Source organism: Streptomyces sp. NBC_00425 (assembly GCF_036030735.1).
In the GTDB taxonomy this organism is placed as follows: Bacteria; Actinomycetota; Actinomycetes; order Streptomycetales; family Streptomycetaceae; genus Streptomyces.
Genome location: NZ_CP107928.1, coordinates 549,226 through 569,857 on the forward strand (window position 1 = coordinate 549,226; position 20,632 = coordinate 569,857).

Below are 20,632 nucleotides of genomic sequence, written 5' to 3' on the forward strand. Positions count from 1 at the left end.
CCGATGGAATGGGTCGCACTGGCCAGCACGATCGTGGGTGGAGGAATCGCGACCGCATCGGCCGGAATCCTTGATCATCGCCGGTGGAGACGGGAGCGGGGCGACCAGCACATCGAGGGCCGCCGTTCGCTCTACGTCTCCTACCTCTCTGCTCTCGCATCGGCGCGTCACGCGTGCCGCGTGACCGTGCGCGAGCCGGATCCCGATCCTCAGCAGCGCAGGCGCGCAGTGTGGGAAGCGTTCGAAGCCTGCACGAGCCTGCGATACGAGCTGTCGATCTGCGCGCCGCGCTACGTGGTCGAGAAGTCCGACGATTCCTTCCGGCGGCTTCGTGACCTGCGCGATGTGGTCGCTGACGGATTCGGTCGAGACAGCAGCGAGTACGTCACCGGGCGGCTTCACTATGACCGGGCATATCAGGCCCTTCGAGCTCGTAACACGATCTTGTTGAGGTGTCCTGGCCGGGCGTGACCGATGTGACGATTCAGCCGTTCGGGAGGGTGTGAGTGCTCGGCCGTGGATCGTGGATGACGACTTGTGGACGCTGATCGAGCCGCTGTTGCCGCCCTGGCCGGAGCGATCTCCGGGGCCTCGGCCGGTGGCGGACCGGCTGTGTCTGCAGGGCATCCTGTACGTGCTCCACAACGGCATAGCCTGGCAACTGCTGCCCCTGGAGCTGGGGTTCGGCTCCGGACAGACCTGCTGGCGGCGTCTGGAGAGGTGGCAGCAGGCTGGGGTCTTCGACCGGCTGCACCGCATTCTGCTTGCCGAGCTGAATGCGGCCGGCGAACTCGACTGGCCTTCCCGCGCACGTCAGGCAGGGCCAGCACCCCGCCGCTCCCCCGCACCCCGGCGGCCGCCTGCGCCGCCGCCATGGCCGCCTCATACGCAGCGTCCCCAGAGCGCAACTGCCGGGAAGAGAAGGCAAGGACGACCTGCTCCTCCCCCAGCTCGGGCATCCGGGCGGCCACGAGACGCGCAGCCTGCTGGGAAGCACCGTCCTCCGGCACCGGCAAACCGGTACCGCGCAGACGGCTGAAGCCGATGACAAGGAAAATCAGCGCAGCCGCCGCCGCGAACCCCCACACCACCACGCTCGCCATGCCCAGGCAGCCGGACCACCACGGCCTACTCGCCCGCCTCGCAGCGGCAGGAGCAGGATTCCCCTGTCCGATCACACCCCTCCAATGACCACCCCACCTGAGGGACACGCACGTTGGGCAAGGGGAAACACCACCCGCAGACGCGTGCGCAACTTCGTGCTCCTGGTCGACCGAGGCGCCCCGTCACCCGGCCAGGACGGCTCCCCGAGCACCAGTCGCAGCTCGGAGCGCGCCGCCGGCACCGAGGGGGGAGGGGTGCCGCCACAGCCGCAGACAGGAGCAGCAGGCGGCGGCGCAAGACAGTGGTCACGACAGTGCCGTGCCCATGCATGTCTGGTGTGGCGGCACGTAAGCCACAAAGGCCCACGTAACCTGATGCTTTCAAGATCGTTGACCAGGCATGAACAACACCATGCGCGCACTTGCTGCTGTCGGCATCGCCGTGGCCGCTCTGTCGTCCGCGGGAACCGCAATGGCTGATCAGGGGCACAGTACCGGCGACATCGGAAGCGTTGCACGGGACGAGTCGGCGAACTTCAACTCCACGTCTTTCGGCGACGCGGTCAACAACGGGATCGGAAACATCCTTGCCTCTCTTCAAGAGGTGGGTAACCGGGCACTTCTCTAGTGCTCTGACCGCATTGGTTCGCCGGGTCGGGGTCCGCGAACTGAACCTCGACGCCGGTGAGTTCCTGGCAAGATCTCCGCATGTCCGAAGAGAAGGTCGACGCCCTCAGGCAGAGGATGGCCGAGCACATGGCCATGCCGTTCCCACCCGGCTTTCGCGGCCTCGACATCGAGAGCCAGGACATGGTGATGCTCGACGCGGACGCCTATGGCTATGCCCTCGGCGTCGTCAAAGGTCCGCTCAACGAACGGCGCCGCGCGGGCCTGTCGCGGCTGATGACCGTGGTCGAGCGGGTCCTTCCGGCGATCGACGACGAGTACGCGACCAGGTACTACACGCACGTGCGCGACATGGCTGCTATGGCCGCCGAAATCGAGGTCCAGCGCGACATGTAGTCCTCTGGCATGGAACGTTCGGCGGGGCGATGATCGGGACGTTTGGTGTGCGGTGACGTCCGATCCGATCGCTGGGGGTGTGGTGGCCGAGCCTGTCCGCGTGCGCAGACTGACCGACCAGGAGGGGCAGAAGCTGCAGCAGATCGTGCGCCGGGGCAGCACCAGCACGGTGCGTTACCGGCGGGCGATGATGCTGCAGGCCTCGGCCGGCGGCAACCGGGTCCCGGTGATCGCCCAGCTGGTCCAGGCCGACGAGGACACCGTCCGTGACGTGATCCACCGGTTCAACGAGATCGGCCTGGCCTGCCTGGACCCTCAATGGGCGGGAGGCCGTCCCCGCCTGCTCAAGCCTGACGACGAGGACTTCGTCATCAAGACGGCCACCACCCGCCCCACCAAACTCGGCCAGCCCTTCACCCGCTGGTCCATCCGCAAACCCGCCGCCTACCTGCGGAAAGCCCACGGCCGCGTCATCCGTATAGGCCGCGAGGCGTTACGCAGCCTGCTCGCCCGTCGCGGCGTCACCTTCCAGCGCACAAAGACCTGGAAGGAATCCCCAGACCCGGAACGGGAGGCGAAGCTGGACCGGATCGAGGAGGTCCTTCACCGCTTCCCGGACCGCGTGTTCGCCTTCGATGAGTTCGGCCCGCTCGGGATCCGGCCCACGATGGGCTCGGGCTGGGCCGCCTGCGGCCACCCCGAGCGGCACCCGGCCACCTACCACCGCACCCACGGAGTCCGGTACTTCCACGGCTGCTACTCGCTCGGCGACGACACCCTGTGGGGCGTGAACCGGCGCAGGAAGGGCGCCGGGAACACGCTGGCCGCACTGAAGTCGATCCGCGCCCCGCGACCCGACGGCGCACCGATCTACGGCATCCTGGGCAACCTGTCCGCCCACAAAGGCGCCGACATCCGCCGTTGGGCGAAGAAGAACAAGGTCGAGCTGTGCTTCACGCCGACCTACGCCTCCTGGGCGAACCCGATCGAAGCCCATCTCGGACCGCTTCGGCAGTTCACCATCTCCAACTCGAACCACCCCAACCACACCGTGCAGACCCGGGCTCTGCACTCCTACCTGCGCTGGCGCAACGCCAACGCCCGTCACCGAAACGTCCTGGCCGCCGAACGGAAAGAGCGCGCCCGCATTCGCAGCGAGAAGGGCATCCGCTGGGGCGGACACCCTCTCAAGACCGCAGCCTGACCAACCCGGCGAACCAATGCGGTCAGAGCACTAGCAGACGGGTTCTATCCGACGTGCGGGGAGATGAGGTTCTGCAGAAATTCCTGCGTTTTGTCGTCTCGTGAGTAGAAACGGGTTCCCTGGGTGCCTCTGGTGGCCAGTACTCGGTAGGTGTTCAGGGCGTACGGCAGGTAGCGGTGAGGTGGGAGGTCGCGTAGCTGGGGGTCGTGGCTTCATCGGGTTGGGCGATCCGCTTACCCCCGACGCCAGTCTCGCGCGCTCGCCGGGCCGGGACCGCGTCGGACGGTGAAGGTGACGAGCTGGAGCGGTGGCTGCGGCGGGAGAACACCCAGTTCGAGCGGGATAGCAGGAACTGGTCTAGAGCGTGATGTGATCAAACGCTGCATCGGTGCGCCACGTCTGGCAGGGAGCGCGGCTCGCTCCCGCCGGGCGGGTCGGCTTCGGAAGGCCGTACGGGGTCGGCCGCCGTATCGTCGGGGCGTTGGAAGCCTGGTGGGGAAGGCCCACCGAGGGAGGCGGATGCCATGAGCGTGCTTCGGATCGCACTGCAGGACGACTTCCAGGGCGAGCATGTCGTGGTCGCCGTGGACGGAACCGTCGTCCTGGACGACCCCTCGGTGCGCACCAGACGGCAGATCGGCCTGGCCCGGTCAGTCGAGGTTCCGGTACGGGACGGCGCGGTCACGGTGGAGGTCTCGGTCCAGGGAGGGCCACGCGAGAGCGTGGAGATCGACAGCACCATCAGCAAGGCCGTGCTGGTCGACTTCGACGCCGACGACGGCCTCACCCTCCGAGCGAGCGGAGATCTCCCCGGTTACTTGTGACCGGCCTGTCGGCCGGGCGAGGCGCTCCAGGAGGGCTCGATCGGCCGCGTTCGAATTGCGAACCGGGCTGGTCGGGCTTCCACTTGAAGGGTGCGGCCCGCCGACGGCAGGGGTGTGCGCACGACTGCGCAACAGGACGGGGCGCACGATCCGGGCCGGGTTCGGCAGCCGTCCGCATCGCGCTCAGGCATCCCGACCGTTGCAGCGCCCTGTCCTGATGCGGCACGCCATGCCGATAGGCCAGGCGCCCGCAGAGGCGCACCACGCGCGCCGCAGCGGCCGGACATCCACCCCTTCCGCGGTACCACCACGCCCGGGCAAGGGAGCCCGGGCTGAGGAGAGGCCTGCATGACCACACAACAGCACCGCCCGGCGAGTGGGCTCGACGAGCTCGTCCGCGCCGTCGTTGAGGAGATCTCCCGTCGCGCTGGTGACGGCCAGGAACGAGCCGGGTACGGTTCGGGCCCGTATGCCGAGGGCGTCCAGGACCGCTGGGGCACAGCGGCCGGCGCTCAGCCGGCAGCGCCGGCCGCGGCCCTCCTGGTCCAGCGCAGCGGCGTGTACGTTCGCACCGACCTGCCCGTCGTCCCCACCCCCGACCACGACGGCATGCAGATCGTGCAGGAGGTGACCACGATGCCCGGCACGGTCGCGCTGGAGGTGCGGCCGACCGGTGCGGCGATGCCGGCAGGCGCCCTCACCGACCAGAACGCCATGGCGGTCGAGCAGCCCCGGACCGGTCAGCCGCCAGCCGAGACGATCCCGCCCGGCGCCGCCCTCGACCTGTTCGAGGAACTGCGGGTGGACGTGGACGGGCAGGCCCCCACGATGACCGTCTCGGGCCGCATTTGGCGGCTCATCACCGGCGGTCTCACCTGGATGGCCAAGGTGACCAAGCAGCCGGACGGCTCGTACACCGGCCCGATCAGCTACCGCGACGGCAACGGCTCCCTGCGCCCCGCCACCTCGATCAGCGTGCAGCTGACCGGCAGCCCGCCGCTGCAGCCGCTCGCCGCACGGGTGGCCTTCCGCCGCCCGGGCGCGGCCGACCTGGTCCTCGGCTACACCTTCGCGCGGTCGGCGTTCCGCGAGGTCGGGATCGAGTTCGACCGCGTCGAGGGGGCCGAGCAGACCGACGCGTACGCGTTGCACGACCACCCCGTGCGGCCCGACGGCCTGCCCGACATCACCCTCACGATCGAGGACGCCTTCAACCGCCAGGGAATCAAGGTCACCCGTAGCGGCGGCGGCAACGTGATCCCGCGCTCCGCTTCCGTCGACGACAAGTGGTCCGACATCGAGATGCACGACGCGATGCAGCAGCACTGGTCCGAGTGGAAGCCCGGGCCCGGCGGGCAGGGCGTCGCCCAGTGGCAGGTGTGGACGTTGTTCGCGGGCCTGCACGAGCCGGGCCCGGATTTTACTCCCCGCCAGCTCGGCGGCATCATGTTCGACGACATCGGGACCGCCCAGCGGCAGGGCTGCGCGATCTTCTCCGACTCGTTCATCTCCGATCTGCCGCCGAACGACCCCGCACCCGAGGCGTTCGCCCGCCGGATGCGCTACTGGACGGCCGTGCACGAGATCGGCCACTGCTTCAACCTCGCGCACGCCTGGGACAAGTCGCGAGGGACTGCATGGGTTCCGCTTCCCGATGAGCCCGAGTCCCGCAGCTTCATGAACTATCCGTTCCTGGTGTCCGGCGGTCCGCGGGCGTTCTTCTCGGACTTCCGGTACTTCTTCTCGGAGAGCGAGCTGCGCTTCCTGCGGCACGCACCCGAGCGGTTCGTTCAGATGGGCAACATCCCCTGGTTCGACCACCACGCCTTCGAGCAGGTCCGCCAATACTCCGCCCCCAGCCCTCTGACGCTCTCGCTCCGCGTCAGCCGCAATCGCGACCACGAGGGCGCGTACCGCTACGGCATGCTCGAGCCGGTCATCGGGGAGCTGAAGCTGGCCAACACCTCCACCGACCCGGTGATGGTCGACCGCAACAAGCTGATGAGCGACGACCTCGGCGTCGTCATCCAGCGTGAGGGGGAGGCCGAGGCCCGGATGCACCGGCCGTACCTGAAGTACTGCATGCGCCCGGCCCCGGTGGTGCTGCAGCCCGGCGAGGCGCTCTACGGGCAGATCGTGCTCAGCTCCGGACTCGGCGGCTGGCAGATCGCCGAACCGGGCACGTACCGCGTGTACGCCGCGCTACGCACGGCCGCCGCCGGCGCCACGACATCCGCCGCCGGCTCCACGGCTGGACAGGTCATGGCCGCGCCGCTCATGCTCCGGGTGGAGCGCCCGGCCAGCCGTGAGCAGGAGCGGCTGGCCGACGACGTCTACACGGACACCGTGGGACGCGTGCTGGCGCTGGGCGGAAGCCGGGTGCTGAACGGTGCCAACGACGTGCTGCGCGAGCTCGTGGAGCGGATTCCCGGCGAGGCCGTCGCCAAGCACGCCGCCGCCTGCCTGGCACTGGCCGAGACCGTCCCTGGCAAGGTCATGCAGGGCGGTGGCGACGGGGCGGCTCCGCGCCTGGAGCTCACGACCGCCGACACCGAAGCGGGCCGGCAGCGCGCCGAGCAGGCGTACGGGGACCTGGACGCCGCGGCCGAGACCTTCGGCCACATCCGTCTGACCCGCAACATCGAGCGCATCGCCCGGTCGCTCGGCCAGCAGGGCGCGGGCGAGCCCGCCACACAGCTGGTGAGCGGTCTCGCCCGGACCCTGGAGAGCCGCCGGGTCAAGCCCGATGTGGTGAAGCGGGTCCGCAAGCTGGAGCATCAACTCGGCGGCGGCGAGTAGGCGTCCGCCCGCGCCGGGCTGTTTCACCTGCCCTCTGCCCGGAGCCGTCCGGGCGGGGGGCTCGTGACACCGGGCTCGGTGGGCAGCGGAATCCGCTGGCGGGTTCGATCGCTGCACTGGGCGCCGCACCCCGCGCCTGGAGATCGTCTTCGACGACCTCGACCGGTTCGACCCGCACACCGTCGACCGCATCACCGACGAAGTCGCGGGATCTCAGGAAACGACCGCGGCTACGTCGTCTCGCGCTGGATGAGCGCCAGGATGTCGCCCGCGACAGGCCCGCTCGGTGCCGCCCGGACCGGAGCGCCGACCGTCGCGAGGATCGCGGCGGTGAGGTTGCCGGCCCCGGCGGTGAGGTCCATCCCGATGGTGGTCAGGGCGGGTACCGCGAGCGAGCTCACGGGGAGGTCGTAGACGCCGATGAGTGCCAGGTCGTCCGGGATCCCGATGCGCTGGGTGCGGCAGCTCGCCAGGACGGCGAGAGCGATCAGATCGTTGAACGCGCCGACCGCCGTGACCGGGGTGGTGCCCTGGGTCCACTCCACGACGGCGTCCCGGGCGCTGGCCCGGGAGTAGTGCACGCTGACCACCTGCGGCGCCGGGAGATCGAGATTGCGGCAAGCCTGGGTGGCTCCTTCCAGGCGCGGCAGGCAGAAGGGCCGCTCGCGGGGGTCGTCCAGTGCGGCGTAGCCGATGTGCCGGTGGCCGCGTGCCGCGAGGTGCTCGATCTGCAGCCGTCCGATGTCTTCCTGGCTCAGCCCGGTCAGATTGGTGCCGTCCGGTGTGAACACGCCGTCGATCAGGGGGATTTCCGCCCGCCGCAGTGACTGCGCGTCGACGGACGGCAGGCTGCCGAACGCGACGACCACCGCTGGCTGGACGTGCTGCCACAGCTCGGCGAGCGGCGTGGCCGTATCCGGCGAGCGTGCAGGTACTGATCCATGACGAGGAGGATGACTGCTTCGGGCTGTGGTTGATGCGCGACGGTGTGCTGGTCGAATTGCCGGTCCCGGGCCATAGGCGCCTGCACGGCCCAGCGCCGACAACCGATGAATTTCCGCCCGACCCCCGGCCTGCTGTTGCGGACCGGAGCGACCGTGCCCACCAGCTTCTCGACGGACCGCCAGGACAAGCGCCCCGCCTGGTAAGCCGAGTCAGCTACTGCAAGTTGATTGGTGTCGGCGGACACCCGAGGTCAGGCCGACATCACGAGTTCAAGTTCCATAGGCAATGGACCGCCACGGACCGATGTAAAGTCCCAGGCCCAGTAGCGAGTGAGCCTAGCGGCTCCGTTGGCCGAGAGCCGTCCCAGCGGAGTCCGCGCGGATGGTCAGGCCTCCCGGGCATCGTGGGGTTGGACCGGGCCCGCCTCGTCAGCGCGGGTTGACGGCACGGCGAGCGCGACTGATCACGTTCTGGGCGTCGGCCCCGTACGCGGCCGACTCCCGCAGCGTGCTCCACACCCGCAGGTACGTCGCCACCGAGTCGGCGTTGTCGAGCCACAGCTCGGCGTGCCAGTCCTCTACGACTACCCGCCGATCGTCGTACACCCAGAACCCGTTGCCCGGGTAGATCTTCAACGAGGCGGAGAACGGGACCACGCCGAGCTCCAGCGTGTCCAGACCGATCACGCTGGTGAGCCGGTCGAGCTGCGCGGCGAGCACGGAGGGCGGGCACACCAGCGCGTACAGAGCCCCCTCCCACATCATGACCCGGTACTTCCGGCCCGGCTCGTACAGGCCTTCCTGGCGGCGGATACGGGCCCGCACAGCGTCCTCGGTGTCACGCGGCGACTGCATCAGGTTGGCGTGACGGGTCAAGACGTGGCGAGCGTAGTCCGCGGTCTGCAGCATGCCGGGCACAAGGTTGTTCTCCCAGATGGTCAGCACCTTCGTGCGGTCGTGCTCGGCGGTGATGGCCTCTTGTACGGGCCGGTGGCCGGCGGAGAGCTGGCGGCGCCACGATCGTATGTGTGACTCGAAGCCGCGCAGCTGCGCGAGGAGACCGGCGTAGGCGTCCGGCTGCCCGGTGGCCTGCGCCCACGCCCGTAGTTCCTCGGCACCGGCAGTCTGCCGGCCGTTCTCCAGCTTGCTCACCTTGGACTTGGTCCACCCGAATCCGAGGCGCTCGGCAAGCTGGGCGCCGGTGAGCCGACCGTCAGGGCACGAGAGCCTCAGTTCACGAAGTCGGAGCCCGAGGGGCTCGCGCGCCTGCTGGTAGTCGGTTGTCACCGGGGCTCCGTCACTTCTGGTCGACCTCGAACTTCGTGTACGGGACGGCATAGTGCCAGGCTGCATCCCTGGCCTGGCAGTAGCGGTTGACCGCGGCCGGCTCGGTGATGAGCTCTGCGTCGGTGAGGTTGTCGTCCTCGTCGAAGACCAGTCGGGCGACGAGCCGCGAGTCAAACAGCCAGAAGTCCTCTGCGGGCAGGTGGAGCCGCTCGGCGTCGGTGCGGGCGAGGTTGCGGATGTCCTCGCCTACGGCACAGTTGCGGGCGGCGTTGCTGCGCAGGTACGTCTGTCCCGGTGTGGCCGGGGAGTCGACGAGCCGAACCCGTTCGAACCGTTTGCCCTCGCCGGTCTGGGCGCGGACGTTGCGGCACCAGTCGTCGTCGTAGTCCCAGTCGATGCGCCGTCCTGCCGTGAACTGGGCCCACTCGGCCGTCTGTTCGTCGCTCGCGTACCGGCCGCGGGTCTCCAGCCTCCACGCCGTGTGCTGGAACGTCGTGAAAAGGCGGCCGAACTCCTCATCGGCGTTGATGAGTCGGGGGGTGTCATCGCGCGGCCCGAAGTCGACGAGGGTGTTACGCGGGACGATGACGGCGACTTCGTCGGCGTCGAGATGCTGGAGTTGGGCGAGGTCTTCCGGGTCCGTGAGCGGCGGGCCGTGCACGATGACGTCACCGGTGTCGAGGTCTTCGTGGATGCTGGGGCATCCGCCGCCGCCAGAGCCTGTGCCGTTGAACCGCAGCCGTCGCATGTCTTTTCCCTTCATCGGAGCCGTGGAGTGGGGCCAGCCTCCCCGGCGCCCGGGTGCCGGACACGAGACCGGACCGACCCACATGGGAAACTTCCTGCAACTTCGCGAAGAGGTCAAAAAACTTCGAGAAACTATCTGGGCGGGAAGCAACTCGATACTTCTACCGTCCGGTTCATGGCTTCTGCACCTTCGGCGCGAGACGCCGACGCCGACCCCTTCGCCGCCGTGGAGTCGCTGCGCGTGGCCCTCGACCAGGCCGGAATCGTCCTGCCGTCCCTGGCAGTGGACCCGGGCACGCCCGCGCTCCACCTCGTCGACCTCGGGCGGATCCGCGCAGACGTGGCCGTACGCCTGGCGCACGCACTCCAGCGAAGGGAGCCCACGCCATGAGCACGTCCCAGCAGGCCGAGGTCCCGCCCACCGACATCGTGACCGTGATCCCGGTCCCCCGACAGAACGACATGAGCCCTGAGCAGGTGCGGGGCGCGCACTGTGTGTGGTGCAGCGTCCGGCTGACCGCCGCCGCGGTGTCCCTCGACCGCCGTCAGGGCCGGTACATGGGCGTATACGGACCGTGGTTCCCCCGGGCCTGCGACCCGTGCACCCGCGCCCAGGCGCGTCGAGTCCTGGACGTCCACCTCGAGGCCTGCGGGCGCTGCCCCGGGGTACCGACGCCCTGCCCGGACCGCGAGGCGTTGGCGAAGCTCGCCCGCGAGGGGGCACACCACGAGAGGCTCAGCAAAAGCTGAGCACACCCAGGCCCCTGCCGCCGGCCTGCGCTGCGGCGCGCCGACAGCAGGAACGCCCGGTCCGTATCCCGCGAAGAACCCGGACCGGGCGTGTGTCCCCATCCGCAACCAGCGAAGGAGATGCACGTGACGATACCTCCGGGACCCATGCCGGACCCCGGGCCCCTGCCCGCGTTCGCCCGGATGCTCATCACCGACGAGCAGTTCGCCAGCTGCCGCACCACCGTCATGGACGGCAACCCGGACATGGCCGAGGAGGCGGCCGGCCGGATCGTCGAGGAGGGCCTCAAGTTCGTGGCCGCCGGCTCCCGCAACCCGGGCGTCGGCCTCGCCCCGTCGCGGATCGTGGACGAGGGATGGCATGCCCTCATCCTGCACACCGCCCTGTACGCCGGCCTCTGCCAGAAGCTCGGCGGCGACTTCGTCCACCACTATCCCGGCTGGGATCCGACGAACTACGACCCGCCGATCCTCGACCGCACCCGCGAGAAGATCACCGAACTCGGCTGGGAGGCGGACCCACAGCTGTGGGGGCCGCCGTCCGACGAGACGCTCGTGTCCGTGGCGGCGAAGTGCCAGCACTCCCCTAACTGCACCATCGTCATCACGCCGAAGCCGAAGCCCGGCGGCGTGGTCTAGCCTCCCTGCTGAAGGGAGGCGACATGTCCGAGTGGACCGACCCGCGGTATGCGGAGCTGGTGGCGGCGTGGAAACGCACACAGCAGCCTCAGTCCCGTGACCCGCAACCGCAGCCCAGGCGGGCGTTCATGGTCCCGCCCAAGGGCTGACAGCACAGCGTCCCGTCCGCCCCGTGCTCCAAGCGTCATGGGGGCGGGCGGGCTCCTGGTCCAGGCCGGAGCGACCACCCGGGATGAGCCGGCTTCTTCCTCAAGGCTCGACCGGCGCCTCAGTCACCATTTGCCCCGGCGAGCAGCAGCACCTGGTGACCCAGCTGAAGAATGAAGGGCGAGGAGGCCGGATTCTGGCTGACCCGTCAACAGCGCAGACGGATCGACGCCTGGGGCAAACGCACCCCGCTGGCGCCCACCATTGCGACGGCCAAGCCGAAGACGCGAGTCGCTTTCCTGCCGACGGCCGCCTGCAGGCCCCCGCGCGGCCCGCGGCGGCTGAACGGCGCACGCGCCCCCGTCTGTCCCCACCGCTGTCCCTACCGACATCGACGCAGTGGCGGACGCCGCCCGCAACGTCCTCGAGCACACCGCCCGGCTCAGCACGACCAACACCTGGGAGCGGCTGTGCGCCCAGGTCAAAGGACTGACCGAGCTGACTCAGGCGCAGCAGCGCCAGGCCCTGAAGTCCGCCTCCCGCTCCCCCTCCCGTGCCGCTCCGCCGCTGGCCGCCCTGATCACCAGTGGCAGCTGGCGACCGAACCCGCTGGCCGACCGCCCTCCGCCCGAGCGGAGGGCGACCGGCGGCGTGGGAGCAGGCACGACGGAACGCACGGGACGAACTACGGGCGCGGGTGTGGCTGCCCATTGACGTCAGATGTCGGCTGCGCGCCCTGCGCGCCCGGGCCCGGCTGGCGCTCGGCCGTCGGTGGAGCGACTGCCATGCGTGCGGGGCGGCTGCCGATCATGGCGGCGTGGCCCCGCCATGATCGGAGGTGGGAAGAGAGGTGCTGATGAGCAGTGCGACGGTTCCGCTGGCGATCGCTTTCTTGGGTATCGTCGGCACGCTCGCGTCAGGTCTCATGACCCAGCGGCTCGCCGAAAAGGCCAAGGCCAAAGAGCTGGCTCATTCCGATCGACAGCACGCTGAAGAACGCCAGTACGAGACCGAGCGCGCGACGACAGAGGCCGTTCGAAGCTGCTACGTCATGCTCAACACGGCTTCCCTGGACTACCACTCCGAGCTAAACAACTTCTGGCACGGGCTCCGATTCGGCCGCGTCACCGACGATCTGAGGTCACGTCTGGACGACGCGCGGCGCGAGCATCGTGCGCGTTACTCCGAGGCGCAGATGCGGGTCCCGGACGACGTGCTTGCCACCGCCGACGACGTCCACCGCAAGCTCAACCGGATGTATGGGGTCCTGAAGCGTCTCGACGGCAAGATCCCGCCACACCGGGAGGACGAATCCCTGGAGCAGACCCGCCCTCAGATCGAGGGGATCTGGGAACAACTCGGCGACATGCGCTGCACCATGCGACGAAGCATCGGCATCCCCGCAGACGGCCCAATCGGGACCTGAGCTCCCGAAACAAGATGTGCTCCCAGGAGGAAACGGCTGAGGTCAGGTGGTCGGCAAGCCGAACGGACGGCAGTGCGCCCCAGGCTTCAGGTGCAAGACAGCACTTCTCCCACGCGCGCGTCGCGGGTTCGGCGGCGGCCGGCTTGGGCGAAGCACCCCGCGACGGCGGGGAGGACGGAGCTGTCCCTTGCGTGTGCGGTGCAGTCGCGAACCACCCCCGCGGCGGCGGTGAACATTCGTCGCCGCGGGTCGCGTCGTAGTTGACCTGCCAAGGACTCCCGCGTCGGCGGGAAGGACGCGTACCGGCTCGGGGGCGGGCGCTCCGTAGCCGGCGCACCCCCGCGTCCGCGGGAAGGACCTCGGCGAGTACGTCAACGCGTGGCAGGCGGCCGGAGGCACCTCCGCGCCATCGGGCGTTCCGCAGCTCCTGGCTGCGGCCGCCCCTTCAATCTTGCGCGTGGCGTTGTCCGGCCGACGCCCCGACACCCGGTTCCTCGCGCGCTGCGCCTCGCACGGTCTGCTCGACCTCGAACCGGTTGAGGCCTCGGGACAAGGCGTAGCGCGTGACCGCGGACTGTGCGGCGTGCGCGGCCTCGAACCAGACGTGTCGTTGCCGCTTGCGCTCCTCGTGATCGCTCAGCTGATGAAGGGCGTCCCGCGCAGCGTTGGCCACACGCTGGCATTCAACGAGCGTTTCCCACGACTCGGGGGCTGCGTCGCCAGACGGTTCGGGGTCTGGCAGCGCGGTCTCCTCGGCGGCCTGGGGAGCGATCGCTTCCAGGGCTGGAGCAGTGGGCTGTGCGGCCAAGAGGCCTGAGGGCGTCGCGGGGGACGTCTGTGGCACCTTCGGTGTGGCTGCCTCGGATGATGGGGCCATGAGTTCGGGGCGGCAGGTAGGGCGGTTGTAACTGGCCCTTGACGGCGTTCGCACGCCCTCAGGAATAGCGGGGAGCCGGCCGTCGTCGTCGAGGAGGTCTCCACGTGGTGGCGGCCTGCCAGGAGACTCTGCCCTCGCGCAGAATGCGCCGCAGGGTCTCCCGGCTGATCGCCGGCACCACCTGCCGTTCCACCAGGTGCTCGGCGAGCTTGGACAGGCTCCAGGTGGAGAACGCGGCGATGTCCCAGTCCGCGGGGGACGTCCGGGCGATCAGGCGGATGGGCTCACGCACCCGCTCACCGATCGCCTTCGGGCGTCCCCCGCTCCATTTTGGGTCCATCGCATCGAACCCCCGCTCGTTGAAGGCGTGGATGGCATCGCGGACGTAGTCCTCACTGACTTGCATCAGCGCGGTGACGTCCGTGGCCACCTGGCCCTGGGCGGACATCAGCACCACGATCGCTCGGCGCAGCCGGACCGGGTCTTTCGCAGTTCGGCTGATCCGCTGCAGCCTGCGACCCTCGTCCATGCTGACCGGCCCGACGAACACACTCGGTCGACACCCCACGACCACCTCCAAGATCAGATCCTGGAGACAGTCTGCTGACCACCGGGCAGCACATCGATTACCCGGCCAAGGATGCAAGTCGAGCCACTAGCTCTTCGCCGGCTCTCCGTGCCGGACCTGCCGCTTGACCTCAAGCTCCACGCCGCCGCGCATCTTGCCCTGCTCCTTCGCGTGTTCGGTCACCGCAGCCTGGACCTCGTCGGCGCGGTCTCGCCACGCCTGCCATGCGGCCTCGTAGGCAGCCGGGTCATCCTGATCGCGTAGAGCCAGCACGGTTGCGTGTGCCTGGTCGGCGGTCAGCTGCATCTGCACGAGTTCTTCGAAGGTGTGTGCCACGTGCAGTGATCCTACGCGCGGATACGACAGCGCCTCCGCCTCGACGCGAGGCGGTGGCAGCCGGATGTGTGACCGGGCGGGGTCGGGATGAGTCTGATGCTCGGCCATGTGCGTCTCCTCGGTTCAGGCAGCATGCCGTTCGGCCCGAGGAACACCCACCGTCAGCTCCGTAAGCAGCGATCAGATCGCACATCTCAATCAGCGGCCGGGCGTCCCGAAGAGCGAGGCGGCCACTCCACCGGAGCCACCGGGGGCAAGCGACTTTAGAGCCACACCCCACTCTTCCGGACCGCCAAACAACTTTACGGAGAGGCTTTGGGCTGGAGCTGGCCACTGTCGCTTCCAGCCTGCGGTACGAAGTGCCCATGGTAACCGGCGGGGGTGTGGAAGCGTCTCTCCTACGCTCGACGCATTCACCGCGGGCACGCGACTCGCACGCGAATTCACCCGAACAGCCTTGCATCACCCGCCCGCATCGGATGGATGGCATGCGACGTCATGTTCCTTATGGTAGGAATTAGCACGGTTCCCGTCGCGTCAGTTGAATGACAGGAGATACGACATGACACGCCCCAACAAGGAAAAGATGACCTTCGAAAAGTTCTGCAGGGATTACATTCCCGAACACCCGGAACTGGGCCTCGGCACCGACGAACTCAGCCCGTCTGAGTTCGCGAAGGTGGCACTCGAAGAAGGACGTAAACTCGGGTTCTCCTTCACGGAGTCCGAGATCCAGGCCGTTCTCGGCGAGCACCGCCGGGTACGGCAGGAGATCGCGAATCTCGGCGCATCGGTCAAGGCGAGCGCGAACGGGACGGCGATGTGCTGGCACGGCGGACTCACGACCGAAGAGCCGATCGATGCCGACTGGCTCGTCATCAAGGCCGAGCAACCCGAGCGCTGACACCACGGACGCCCAGGGCCGCTGACAGTCATCGGCACAGCGAACGCAGTTCGTCCGGCGTCCTCACCGGTGGCTGGATGTCGAGAGACTCAAGGTACTGCTCCACCTCCCCAAAGAACCTGACGCCCAGCCTCTGGGTGAGCGCCCGTGGCCGGAGCCTCTCCTGCGGCCGGTGGCCCCGGGTGGACAGCGTGATGGTGACGGCGGAGTCGTCGATCTCGACGCGATGCCACCAGCGTCTGCCCCAGGTGACCATCTGCCCGGGCCCGAGATGGGCGCGACGGGCGCCGGTACCGTCCGAGAGCCATGCTTCGGGGACGGGGGACGTGTACATCGGGCTGAACCGCCTGCAGAGGTCCCACACCGGAAGTCGCGGCACGCGCCGGCAGGACGGGGGAACGAAGTCGAACTGCTTGCTGCCACGCACGACGAGGTTCCAACGGCCGTGCACCATTTCGCCGTCATGGTGCAGGGGGGTCACGTATCCGCCGCAGCCGATCCACAGCAGCGCGAATCCGTACGGGTCGAGAGTCAGTCGCCGGTGAATTTCCATGATGACGGAGCGCAAGGGCTCTCCAAAAGCCTGTACGGGGATGACGGCGTACGGCTTCAGCGTCCGAAAGGACGGATCATGGATCACGTCGAACGCCTGCCCGGCCGACATCACCGCCTTGGTGCGTCGTTCCCACGCGAGGAGTTCGGTCATGTCGAATCGGTGAGCCCGCGGAAAGCTCTGCCGGACACGGAGCGCGCCGAGAATGATTTCCATCGCCTGCCCTCGATAGGACTTGCGTAGCGCCTCCTCACTGAACTCCGGCAGCAGATCGGCGATCGCCTGGTACTCGTCCCGGACGAGGGGGTGGGGCAAGGCAGGGGCGCGTGGATCGATCGCGGTGTCGCCCTGCCGCGGAGTTGTTCCGGACCGCGATTTCATCCTGCCTGCACCTCATTATCGGCCTGAGCCCGGTAGAAGAAGAAGTTCTGGGTCATCCGCCCGTCGGCCAGGTCGGCTCCCGTGAACCGGCGAGCGCCCGAGTGGAAGTACTTGCCGTCAAAGATGAGCAGACGGTTGTACTTTATGGGGACGTTGTACACGATCTCCCACGCACGCGGATCCAATGTGTCCGTTTCGATTGCGCGCCGAACTTCTGGGCGGATGTTGTCCTCGGGTGACACCCGTTCGATGCCCAATTCCTTGTGGCGGTAGAAGTACGTGCCTTCGGTCTCCGCCTTCGACAAGTGCACAATCGCGCTGAAGTCGGGGGTGTCCACATGGACCATTGAAGTACGCAGAACCATGTCGTCGGCCGTGGTGATCCGGAACGACCCCTGAGGCCGCTGGTATTTGAGGTCGATTCCGCCCAACAGCTTCGAGAAGCGGGTCATGGTCGCGGAGACGTCGGCAGGGCCTTCGGCCGTGACACCCGGGTGGTTGACGCCTTCGGGGCGAAGGTATACCAGTCGGAGCGCTTCTTCGCGCACTGCGTCGGGATCATCGTAGAAGTCGTCCACAACGAGGACGCAGTGCTTCATGATCCGAGCCGGAGTGCTTGCGCGAGAAGCTCTGCCGACCTCATTCGGCTGAACCTGTCCGGGGCGATGTCCAGCAGAATCACCTCATCCACCTCGTATTCCGCACAGAATTGCTCGATTCTGGACTTGCACTGCTCCGGATTTCCCACCACGGTCGGCAGGTAGTTGGGATTGGGAAAGCAGTCGCGCATCGCTCTCGCCTCCGCCTCGGTCTCGGCGCACACACCGGCAACGGCGATGGCCGCAAAGGGCTCGGTGAGTTCGCCGGAGGGGCGGAACTCCTTCCTGTAGCGGATGAGATTGGTCGGCGGAGCGATGCCGCCGTGGAAGAGAGTGCAGCAGAACCGTGCGCCGACGCGCGCCGCGTGACGTGCCGCGCCGGCCGATCCGCAGATCCACACCTCCGGCATGGCAGCACTCTCCGGGATCACCGGCGCCCCGGCATGCGGATGGCCGAGTGCCAGGGAGTTCCGCAGGTGACCGACGAGGTCGTCGAGCTTCGCACCGTAGTCCTGGTCATCGAGCAGACCGTCGCCGGCCGCTCGCCCGTCCAGCAGCGCGCGATGTGACGCCAGGCTGTCCGCACGGCCGCGGCCGACTCCCAGGTCGACACGGCCGAACAGCGTTTCCAGCAGGCGGAAATCCTCGGCCAGTTTGAGCGGGGCCCAGTAGTGCAGGAGCATCGCCCCGACGCCTACCCGGATCCGGTTCGTTGCCGCGGCGACGACGCCGGTCAGCACCTGAGGACTGCCGCAGGCATGTCCTTGTACGTGGTGCTCCCCGAGCCAGTAGCGCGAGTAGCCCAGCGCCTCGGCGCGTGCTGCGAGCGCCAACGTGTCCTGGAGTGCCTCGCCTGGGGACCGGCTGGTCCAGGCCCAGCTGAAGTCGAGAAGACCGATCCTGAGGGGACGCTCAACCATCCGCGCGCACCGTAATCGTCTTCTTTTCGCCTTCCCGGACGTACTCCAGGAGGAGCTCGCAGACGAACTGGCTGCCGTCGTGGAACCGGCGTGCACGGATGTGATCGTCGAACGACGTATCAAGCGTCCGAAACCGTTGTTCGTACCAGCTCAGGAGATCGTCTGTGGTCGTTCCGACGTCCTCCGCGGCGGGAAAAGTGTTGCCGAACTCGGCCAGGGCGTCGCGCTTTTCGGCGACAGCCGTCGCCACCGTCCCGAATCGGCCCCGCCGTTGCAGCTCTGCGGGAAGAAAGGCGTCGAGTCCGGCCGAGTGGTGCCTGGCCACGCTCTCGACGAGTGCGAGGACCTCCATCAGGGCGGAGAATTCCTCCTCTGCCATCATGTTCCTGCTGAGCCAGTCCTGTGTCGTTTCCGGCGTCACCAGTCCCTGTGCCATTCGGAAGCGCTCGGTGACGCGTGCGACCTGCTCCGGCTCCGTCCGGATTCCCAGCCGGTGGGCTTCCTTGACGACCAGGTACATCGTCAGTGCGCCCTCGAAGATCGCGTCGGCGTCGTCCTCCACAACGCCGACGTGACTGCGAATCGCCCCGATGGGAACGCCGGCACTGGCTCCCGGGCCGCTTCGAACGCCGCTGACAAGCTGATCCCAAAAGACCGTCGACTCGAACTCAAAGGGCGGCTTGAAGGGTTCTTCGAACCTGGAGCTGGCCTGCTCGATCTCCATGAGCAGTTGGAGAGCGTCAAGCCGCTTCCGGTTGGGTGCCTCGTTCTCGACGAACTTGACGAGCGCGTCCGACTCCGACCGAGGAAGATCCGTGTTCCGCGCGATCTCCGGCACGAGCGACCAGGTGCGCTCGGCGTAATGGCGTCGTTTCATCTCCCGTAGCACCGTGTCGTGCGTCGCCAGTCCGATGTATCCGCGCTTCATCGCCTGGCGCAACCCGTCGCGGATGTTGGCCATGGCTTCGGACAGCACTGCGAAGCCGGATTCCTCCGCTGTGTGAATGACGGCGACCTCGTCGTCGTCTTCGTACACGCCGTCGCGGTACGCCTCGAAGATCTGCCCGACGCCCACCATGCCGAAGGGATGCAGTTCCGCGGCCCGCAGCGCCCCCATGCTTGAGGCCCCCAGGACGTGCACGCCCCTGGACAGCGCGTACAGGATCTCCTTGTGCCAGACCGCGGGAACCTGTTCGAAGTATCCGTCGATGATCGCTACGACCTTGGCGCCATTCCGCACCGCCCGGTAGACGTCACCCGCCTTCGCCGGTGGCAAGTATGTCGCGGCGGGAAGGACGGCGCGGGCATCCGCCCGGGTCAGGCTGGGTCCGAGAAACACGTGGACTGCCTTCATGACTTCCCTTTCCTGGCGGCGCGGGCACGTCGGCCTTCCACATAGCCGGCCACGAACGGCGCGGATTCGAACTCGGGCACGATCACCTTCACTACGGGAATACCGATGTCCGGTTTGGTCAGATCGACCACCACCACCTGGTCGACATCCGCCGCACGGAGGGCGGTCAGCATGACTTCGAGGTCTCCCTCGAAGGAGTCCGTCTCCGGTTGCCGGGCGTGTGGCAGGAAAGGCAGCACACCGGGGGCCGTGAAGATGCTGTCCCTGAATGCCTGGGCGCTCCAAATGCCCTGGGATCCCGCGTACACCGCCGGCGGATTGTCGTCACGGCTCGCGGCGATGACGGTCAACCGTGCCTGGGCCGCCTCGGTGACGGCACGACTGAGCGCCACGACGGGCGAGAGGTGTGTGCCACATCCCCATTCCGCGCCCAGTCGATTCCATTGGCCGCGCTCCTCCCGCTCCAGCAATCCGGCGCGGAACGTCGCAACGCCCACCTCGGAAGCCATTTCCAGGACCGCCAGTTCCATGCCGGCGGCGCGGCACAGGTCGATCAGTTCCCTGAGTGAAGGTTCTTCGATCGTGTCGACGTCGATCTTCGCACCGGGTGAGTCGACCGTTCCCTGCGCGCAGCTCAACGCGTGCGCGTCACGTTCGATGACTTCGCACAGCGCGTGTTCGATGGCCTCCAGAAGGTGGTTCCCCGACGCCAGACCGTTGGACGTGCCCAGGAAGGTCATCGTCGCCTGGGTGACTCCGACCGTGTTCATACTGACGAACTCGAACGGGACCCAGACCTGTGTCTCGGACAACAGGTCCCAGCCCGGCAGCCAGGACTGCTGCTGTTCGAGCCGTACCCTCCCGCCCTTGACCAACGGCAGCCGGTGCAGGTCGACGAGGTTGTGGCGACGGCGCAGCGCGTTGTAGGAACCGTGGAGGCACGGAATTTCGATGTTCTCGGCATGCCAGAGTTCAATGGCCTCCATCATCGCGGAGGCCTTTGCCGACTCGATGTCGGCGCCCTTGCCCTGTGAGACGGAAAGAGAACGGGAGTTGGGGCGGATGGCCTGGACGACGGGGATGCCGATGACGTCCAGGCCGGTGACGTCGGCCAGGCGGGTGATACCGACCTGTGGCATGTGCCGTCCGAAGTCCTGCATTGTCTCGGCTGGAGTTCGGGCTCGTCTCGTGCCAGGCAGGAACCTCTTCGGCTGGTGGTAGTCCCGGTTGAAAATGCGCATGTTTTC

25 protein-coding genes are annotated in these 20,632 nt (G+C 68.0%); 15 read left to right on the forward strand and 10 right to left on the reverse strand.

Going from position 1 to position 20,632, the window contains the following annotated elements; genetic code table 11:
* The first annotated feature begins 3 nt into the window (after window positions 1-3).
* From OHS82_RS02430 to OHS82_RS02460, 7 genes are all read left to right on the forward strand, one after another.
* Window positions 4-471 (forward strand): hypothetical protein, encoded by a 468-nt coding sequence (locus OHS82_RS02430; protein WP_328433136.1) that lies wholly within the window; start codon window positions 4-6, stop codon window positions 469-471.
* Between the two features lie 52 nt (window positions 472-523).
* Window positions 524-1,039, forward strand: a complete 516-nt coding sequence (locus tag OHS82_RS43375; protein ID WP_443061766.1) for a transposase — start codon at window positions 524-526, stop codon at window positions 1,037-1,039.
* A gap of 464 nt (window positions 1,040-1,503) precedes the next feature.
* A complete protein-coding gene (locus OHS82_RS02440; protein ID WP_328433137.1) occupies window positions 1,504-1,731 on the forward strand; it encodes a hypothetical protein in 228 nt (75 codons plus the stop codon).
* A gap of 80 nt (window positions 1,732-1,811) precedes the next feature.
* The gene (locus OHS82_RS02445; RefSeq protein WP_328433138.1) at window positions 1,812-2,126 is read left to right on the forward strand and encodes a hypothetical protein; all 315 of its coding nucleotides are present in this window, start codon (window positions 1,812-1,814) and stop codon (window positions 2,124-2,126) included.
* An 82-nt stretch (window positions 2,127-2,208) separates the two neighbouring features.
* Complete coding sequence (locus OHS82_RS02450) at window positions 2,209-3,330, forward strand: IS630 family transposase (protein WP_328433139.1); 1,122 nt, start codon at window positions 2,209-2,211, stop codon at window positions 3,328-3,330.
* Between the two features lie 524 nt (window positions 3,331-3,854).
* On the forward strand, window positions 3,855-4,154 hold the full coding sequence (locus OHS82_RS02455; RefSeq protein WP_328433140.1) for a hypothetical protein: 300 nt from the start codon (window positions 3,855-3,857) through the stop codon (window positions 4,152-4,154).
* A gap of 348 nt (window positions 4,155-4,502) precedes the next feature.
* Complete coding sequence (locus OHS82_RS02460; protein WP_328433141.1) at window positions 4,503-6,953, forward strand: hypothetical protein; 2,451 nt, start codon at window positions 4,503-4,505, stop codon at window positions 6,951-6,953.
* A 230-nt stretch (window positions 6,954-7,183) separates the two neighbouring features.
* Here the strand turns inward: OHS82_RS02460 and OHS82_RS02465 are convergent, their stop codons facing one another.
* From OHS82_RS02465 to OHS82_RS02475, 3 genes are all read right to left on the reverse strand, one after another.
* Window positions 7,184-7,822, reverse strand: a complete 639-nt coding sequence (locus OHS82_RS02465; protein WP_328433142.1) for a substrate-binding domain-containing protein — start codon at window positions 7,820-7,822, stop codon at window positions 7,184-7,186.
* Between the two features lie 504 nt (window positions 7,823-8,326).
* Complete coding sequence (locus tag OHS82_RS02470) at window positions 8,327-9,184, reverse strand: helix-turn-helix domain-containing protein (RefSeq protein ID WP_328433143.1); 858 nt, start codon at window positions 9,182-9,184, stop codon at window positions 8,327-8,329.
* 10 nt (window positions 9,185-9,194) lie between these two features.
* Window positions 9,195-9,932, reverse strand: coding sequence for a DUF6879 family protein (locus OHS82_RS02475; protein WP_328433144.1), 738 nt, complete (start codon window positions 9,930-9,932; stop codon window positions 9,195-9,197).
* Between the two features lie 174 nt (window positions 9,933-10,106).
* Here OHS82_RS02475 and OHS82_RS02480 point away from each other — a divergent pair, with 174 nt between their 5' ends.
* From OHS82_RS02480 to OHS82_RS02510, 7 genes are all read left to right on the forward strand, one after another.
* Window positions 10,107-10,322 (forward strand): hypothetical protein, encoded by a 216-nt coding sequence (locus OHS82_RS02480; RefSeq protein ID WP_328433145.1) that lies wholly within the window; start codon window positions 10,107-10,109, stop codon window positions 10,320-10,322.
* Entirely contained in the window at window positions 10,319-10,681 is a 363-nt protein-coding gene (locus tag OHS82_RS02485) for a hypothetical protein (protein WP_328433146.1), read from the forward strand. Before OHS82_RS02480 ends, OHS82_RS02485 begins: the two co-directional genes overlap by 4 nt.
* A 147-nt stretch (window positions 10,682-10,828) precedes the next feature.
* The gene (locus OHS82_RS02490; RefSeq protein WP_328436012.1) at window positions 10,829-11,320 is read left to right on the forward strand and encodes a hypothetical protein; all 492 of its coding nucleotides are present in this window, start codon (window positions 10,829-10,831) and stop codon (window positions 11,318-11,320) included.
* 23 nt (window positions 11,321-11,343) lie between these two features.
* Entirely contained in the window at window positions 11,344-11,469 is a 126-nt protein-coding gene (locus OHS82_RS02495) for a hypothetical protein (RefSeq protein ID WP_328433147.1), read from the forward strand.
* Window positions 11,470-11,866: 397 nt separating this feature from the next.
* Window positions 11,867-12,181 (forward strand): hypothetical protein, encoded by a 315-nt coding sequence (locus OHS82_RS02500; RefSeq protein WP_328433148.1) that lies wholly within the window; start codon window positions 11,867-11,869, stop codon window positions 12,179-12,181.
* A 142-nt stretch (window positions 12,182-12,323) separates the two neighbouring features.
* Entirely contained in the window at window positions 12,324-12,893 is a 570-nt protein-coding gene (locus OHS82_RS02505) for a hypothetical protein (RefSeq protein WP_328433149.1), read from the forward strand.
* Between the two features lie 457 nt (window positions 12,894-13,350).
* The gene (locus OHS82_RS02510) at window positions 13,351-13,710 is read left to right on the forward strand and encodes a hypothetical protein (RefSeq protein WP_328433150.1); all 360 of its coding nucleotides are present in this window, start codon (window positions 13,351-13,353) and stop codon (window positions 13,708-13,710) included.
* 118 nt (window positions 13,711-13,828) lie between these two features.
* On the opposite strand, the gene OHS82_RS02515 is transcribed toward OHS82_RS02510, so the two are convergent.
* Both OHS82_RS02515 and OHS82_RS02520 read right to left on the reverse strand, forming a co-directional pair.
* Complete coding sequence (locus OHS82_RS02515) at window positions 13,829-14,299, reverse strand: helix-turn-helix domain-containing protein (RefSeq protein WP_328436013.1); 471 nt, start codon at window positions 14,297-14,299, stop codon at window positions 13,829-13,831.
* Window positions 14,300-14,425: 126 nt separating this feature from the next.
* Window positions 14,426-14,782 carry a hypothetical protein gene (locus OHS82_RS02520; protein WP_328433151.1) on the reverse strand — a complete coding sequence of 119 codons (357 nt, stop codon included), beginning with the start codon at window positions 14,780-14,782 and terminating at the stop codon, window positions 14,426-14,428.
* 454 nt (window positions 14,783-15,236) lie between these two features.
* Here OHS82_RS02520 and OHS82_RS02525 point away from each other — a divergent pair, with 454 nt between their 5' ends.
* Window positions 15,237-15,578: a hypothetical protein gene (locus tag OHS82_RS02525; RefSeq protein ID WP_328433152.1), complete on the forward strand. Its 342-nt coding sequence runs from the start codon at window positions 15,237-15,239 to the stop codon at window positions 15,576-15,578.
* A gap of 28 nt (window positions 15,579-15,606) precedes the next feature.
* Here OHS82_RS02525 and OHS82_RS02530 read toward each other — a convergent pair whose 3' ends face one another.
* Genes OHS82_RS02530 through OHS82_RS02550 form a run of 5 tightly spaced genes read right to left on the reverse strand, consistent with a single transcriptional unit; the run spans window position 15,607 to window position 20,626 of the window.
* A complete protein-coding gene (locus tag OHS82_RS02530; RefSeq protein WP_328433153.1) occupies window positions 15,607-16,512 on the reverse strand; it encodes a cupin-like domain-containing protein in 906 nt (301 codons plus the stop codon).
* Complete coding sequence (locus OHS82_RS02535; protein ID WP_328433154.1) at window positions 16,509-17,111, reverse strand: DUF6445 family protein; 603 nt, start codon at window positions 17,109-17,111, stop codon at window positions 16,509-16,511. The genes OHS82_RS02530 and OHS82_RS02535 overlap by 4 nt, the downstream gene beginning before the upstream one ends.
* The gene (locus OHS82_RS02540) at window positions 17,108-18,031 is read right to left on the reverse strand and encodes an MsnO8 family LLM class oxidoreductase (protein WP_328433155.1); all 924 of its coding nucleotides are present in this window, start codon (window positions 18,029-18,031) and stop codon (window positions 17,108-17,110) included. Before OHS82_RS02540 ends, OHS82_RS02535 begins: the two co-directional genes overlap by 4 nt.
* Window positions 18,024-19,385, reverse strand: coding sequence for a TfuA-like protein (locus tag OHS82_RS02545; protein ID WP_328433156.1), 1,362 nt, complete (start codon window positions 19,383-19,385; stop codon window positions 18,024-18,026). The genes OHS82_RS02540 and OHS82_RS02545 overlap by 8 nt, the downstream gene beginning before the upstream one ends.
* On the reverse strand, window positions 19,382-20,626 hold the full coding sequence (locus OHS82_RS02550; protein ID WP_328433157.1) for a YcaO-like family protein: 1,245 nt from the start codon (window positions 20,624-20,626) through the stop codon (window positions 19,382-19,384). Before OHS82_RS02550 ends, OHS82_RS02545 begins: the two co-directional genes overlap by 4 nt.
* Window positions 20,627-20,632 lie beyond the last annotated feature (6 nt).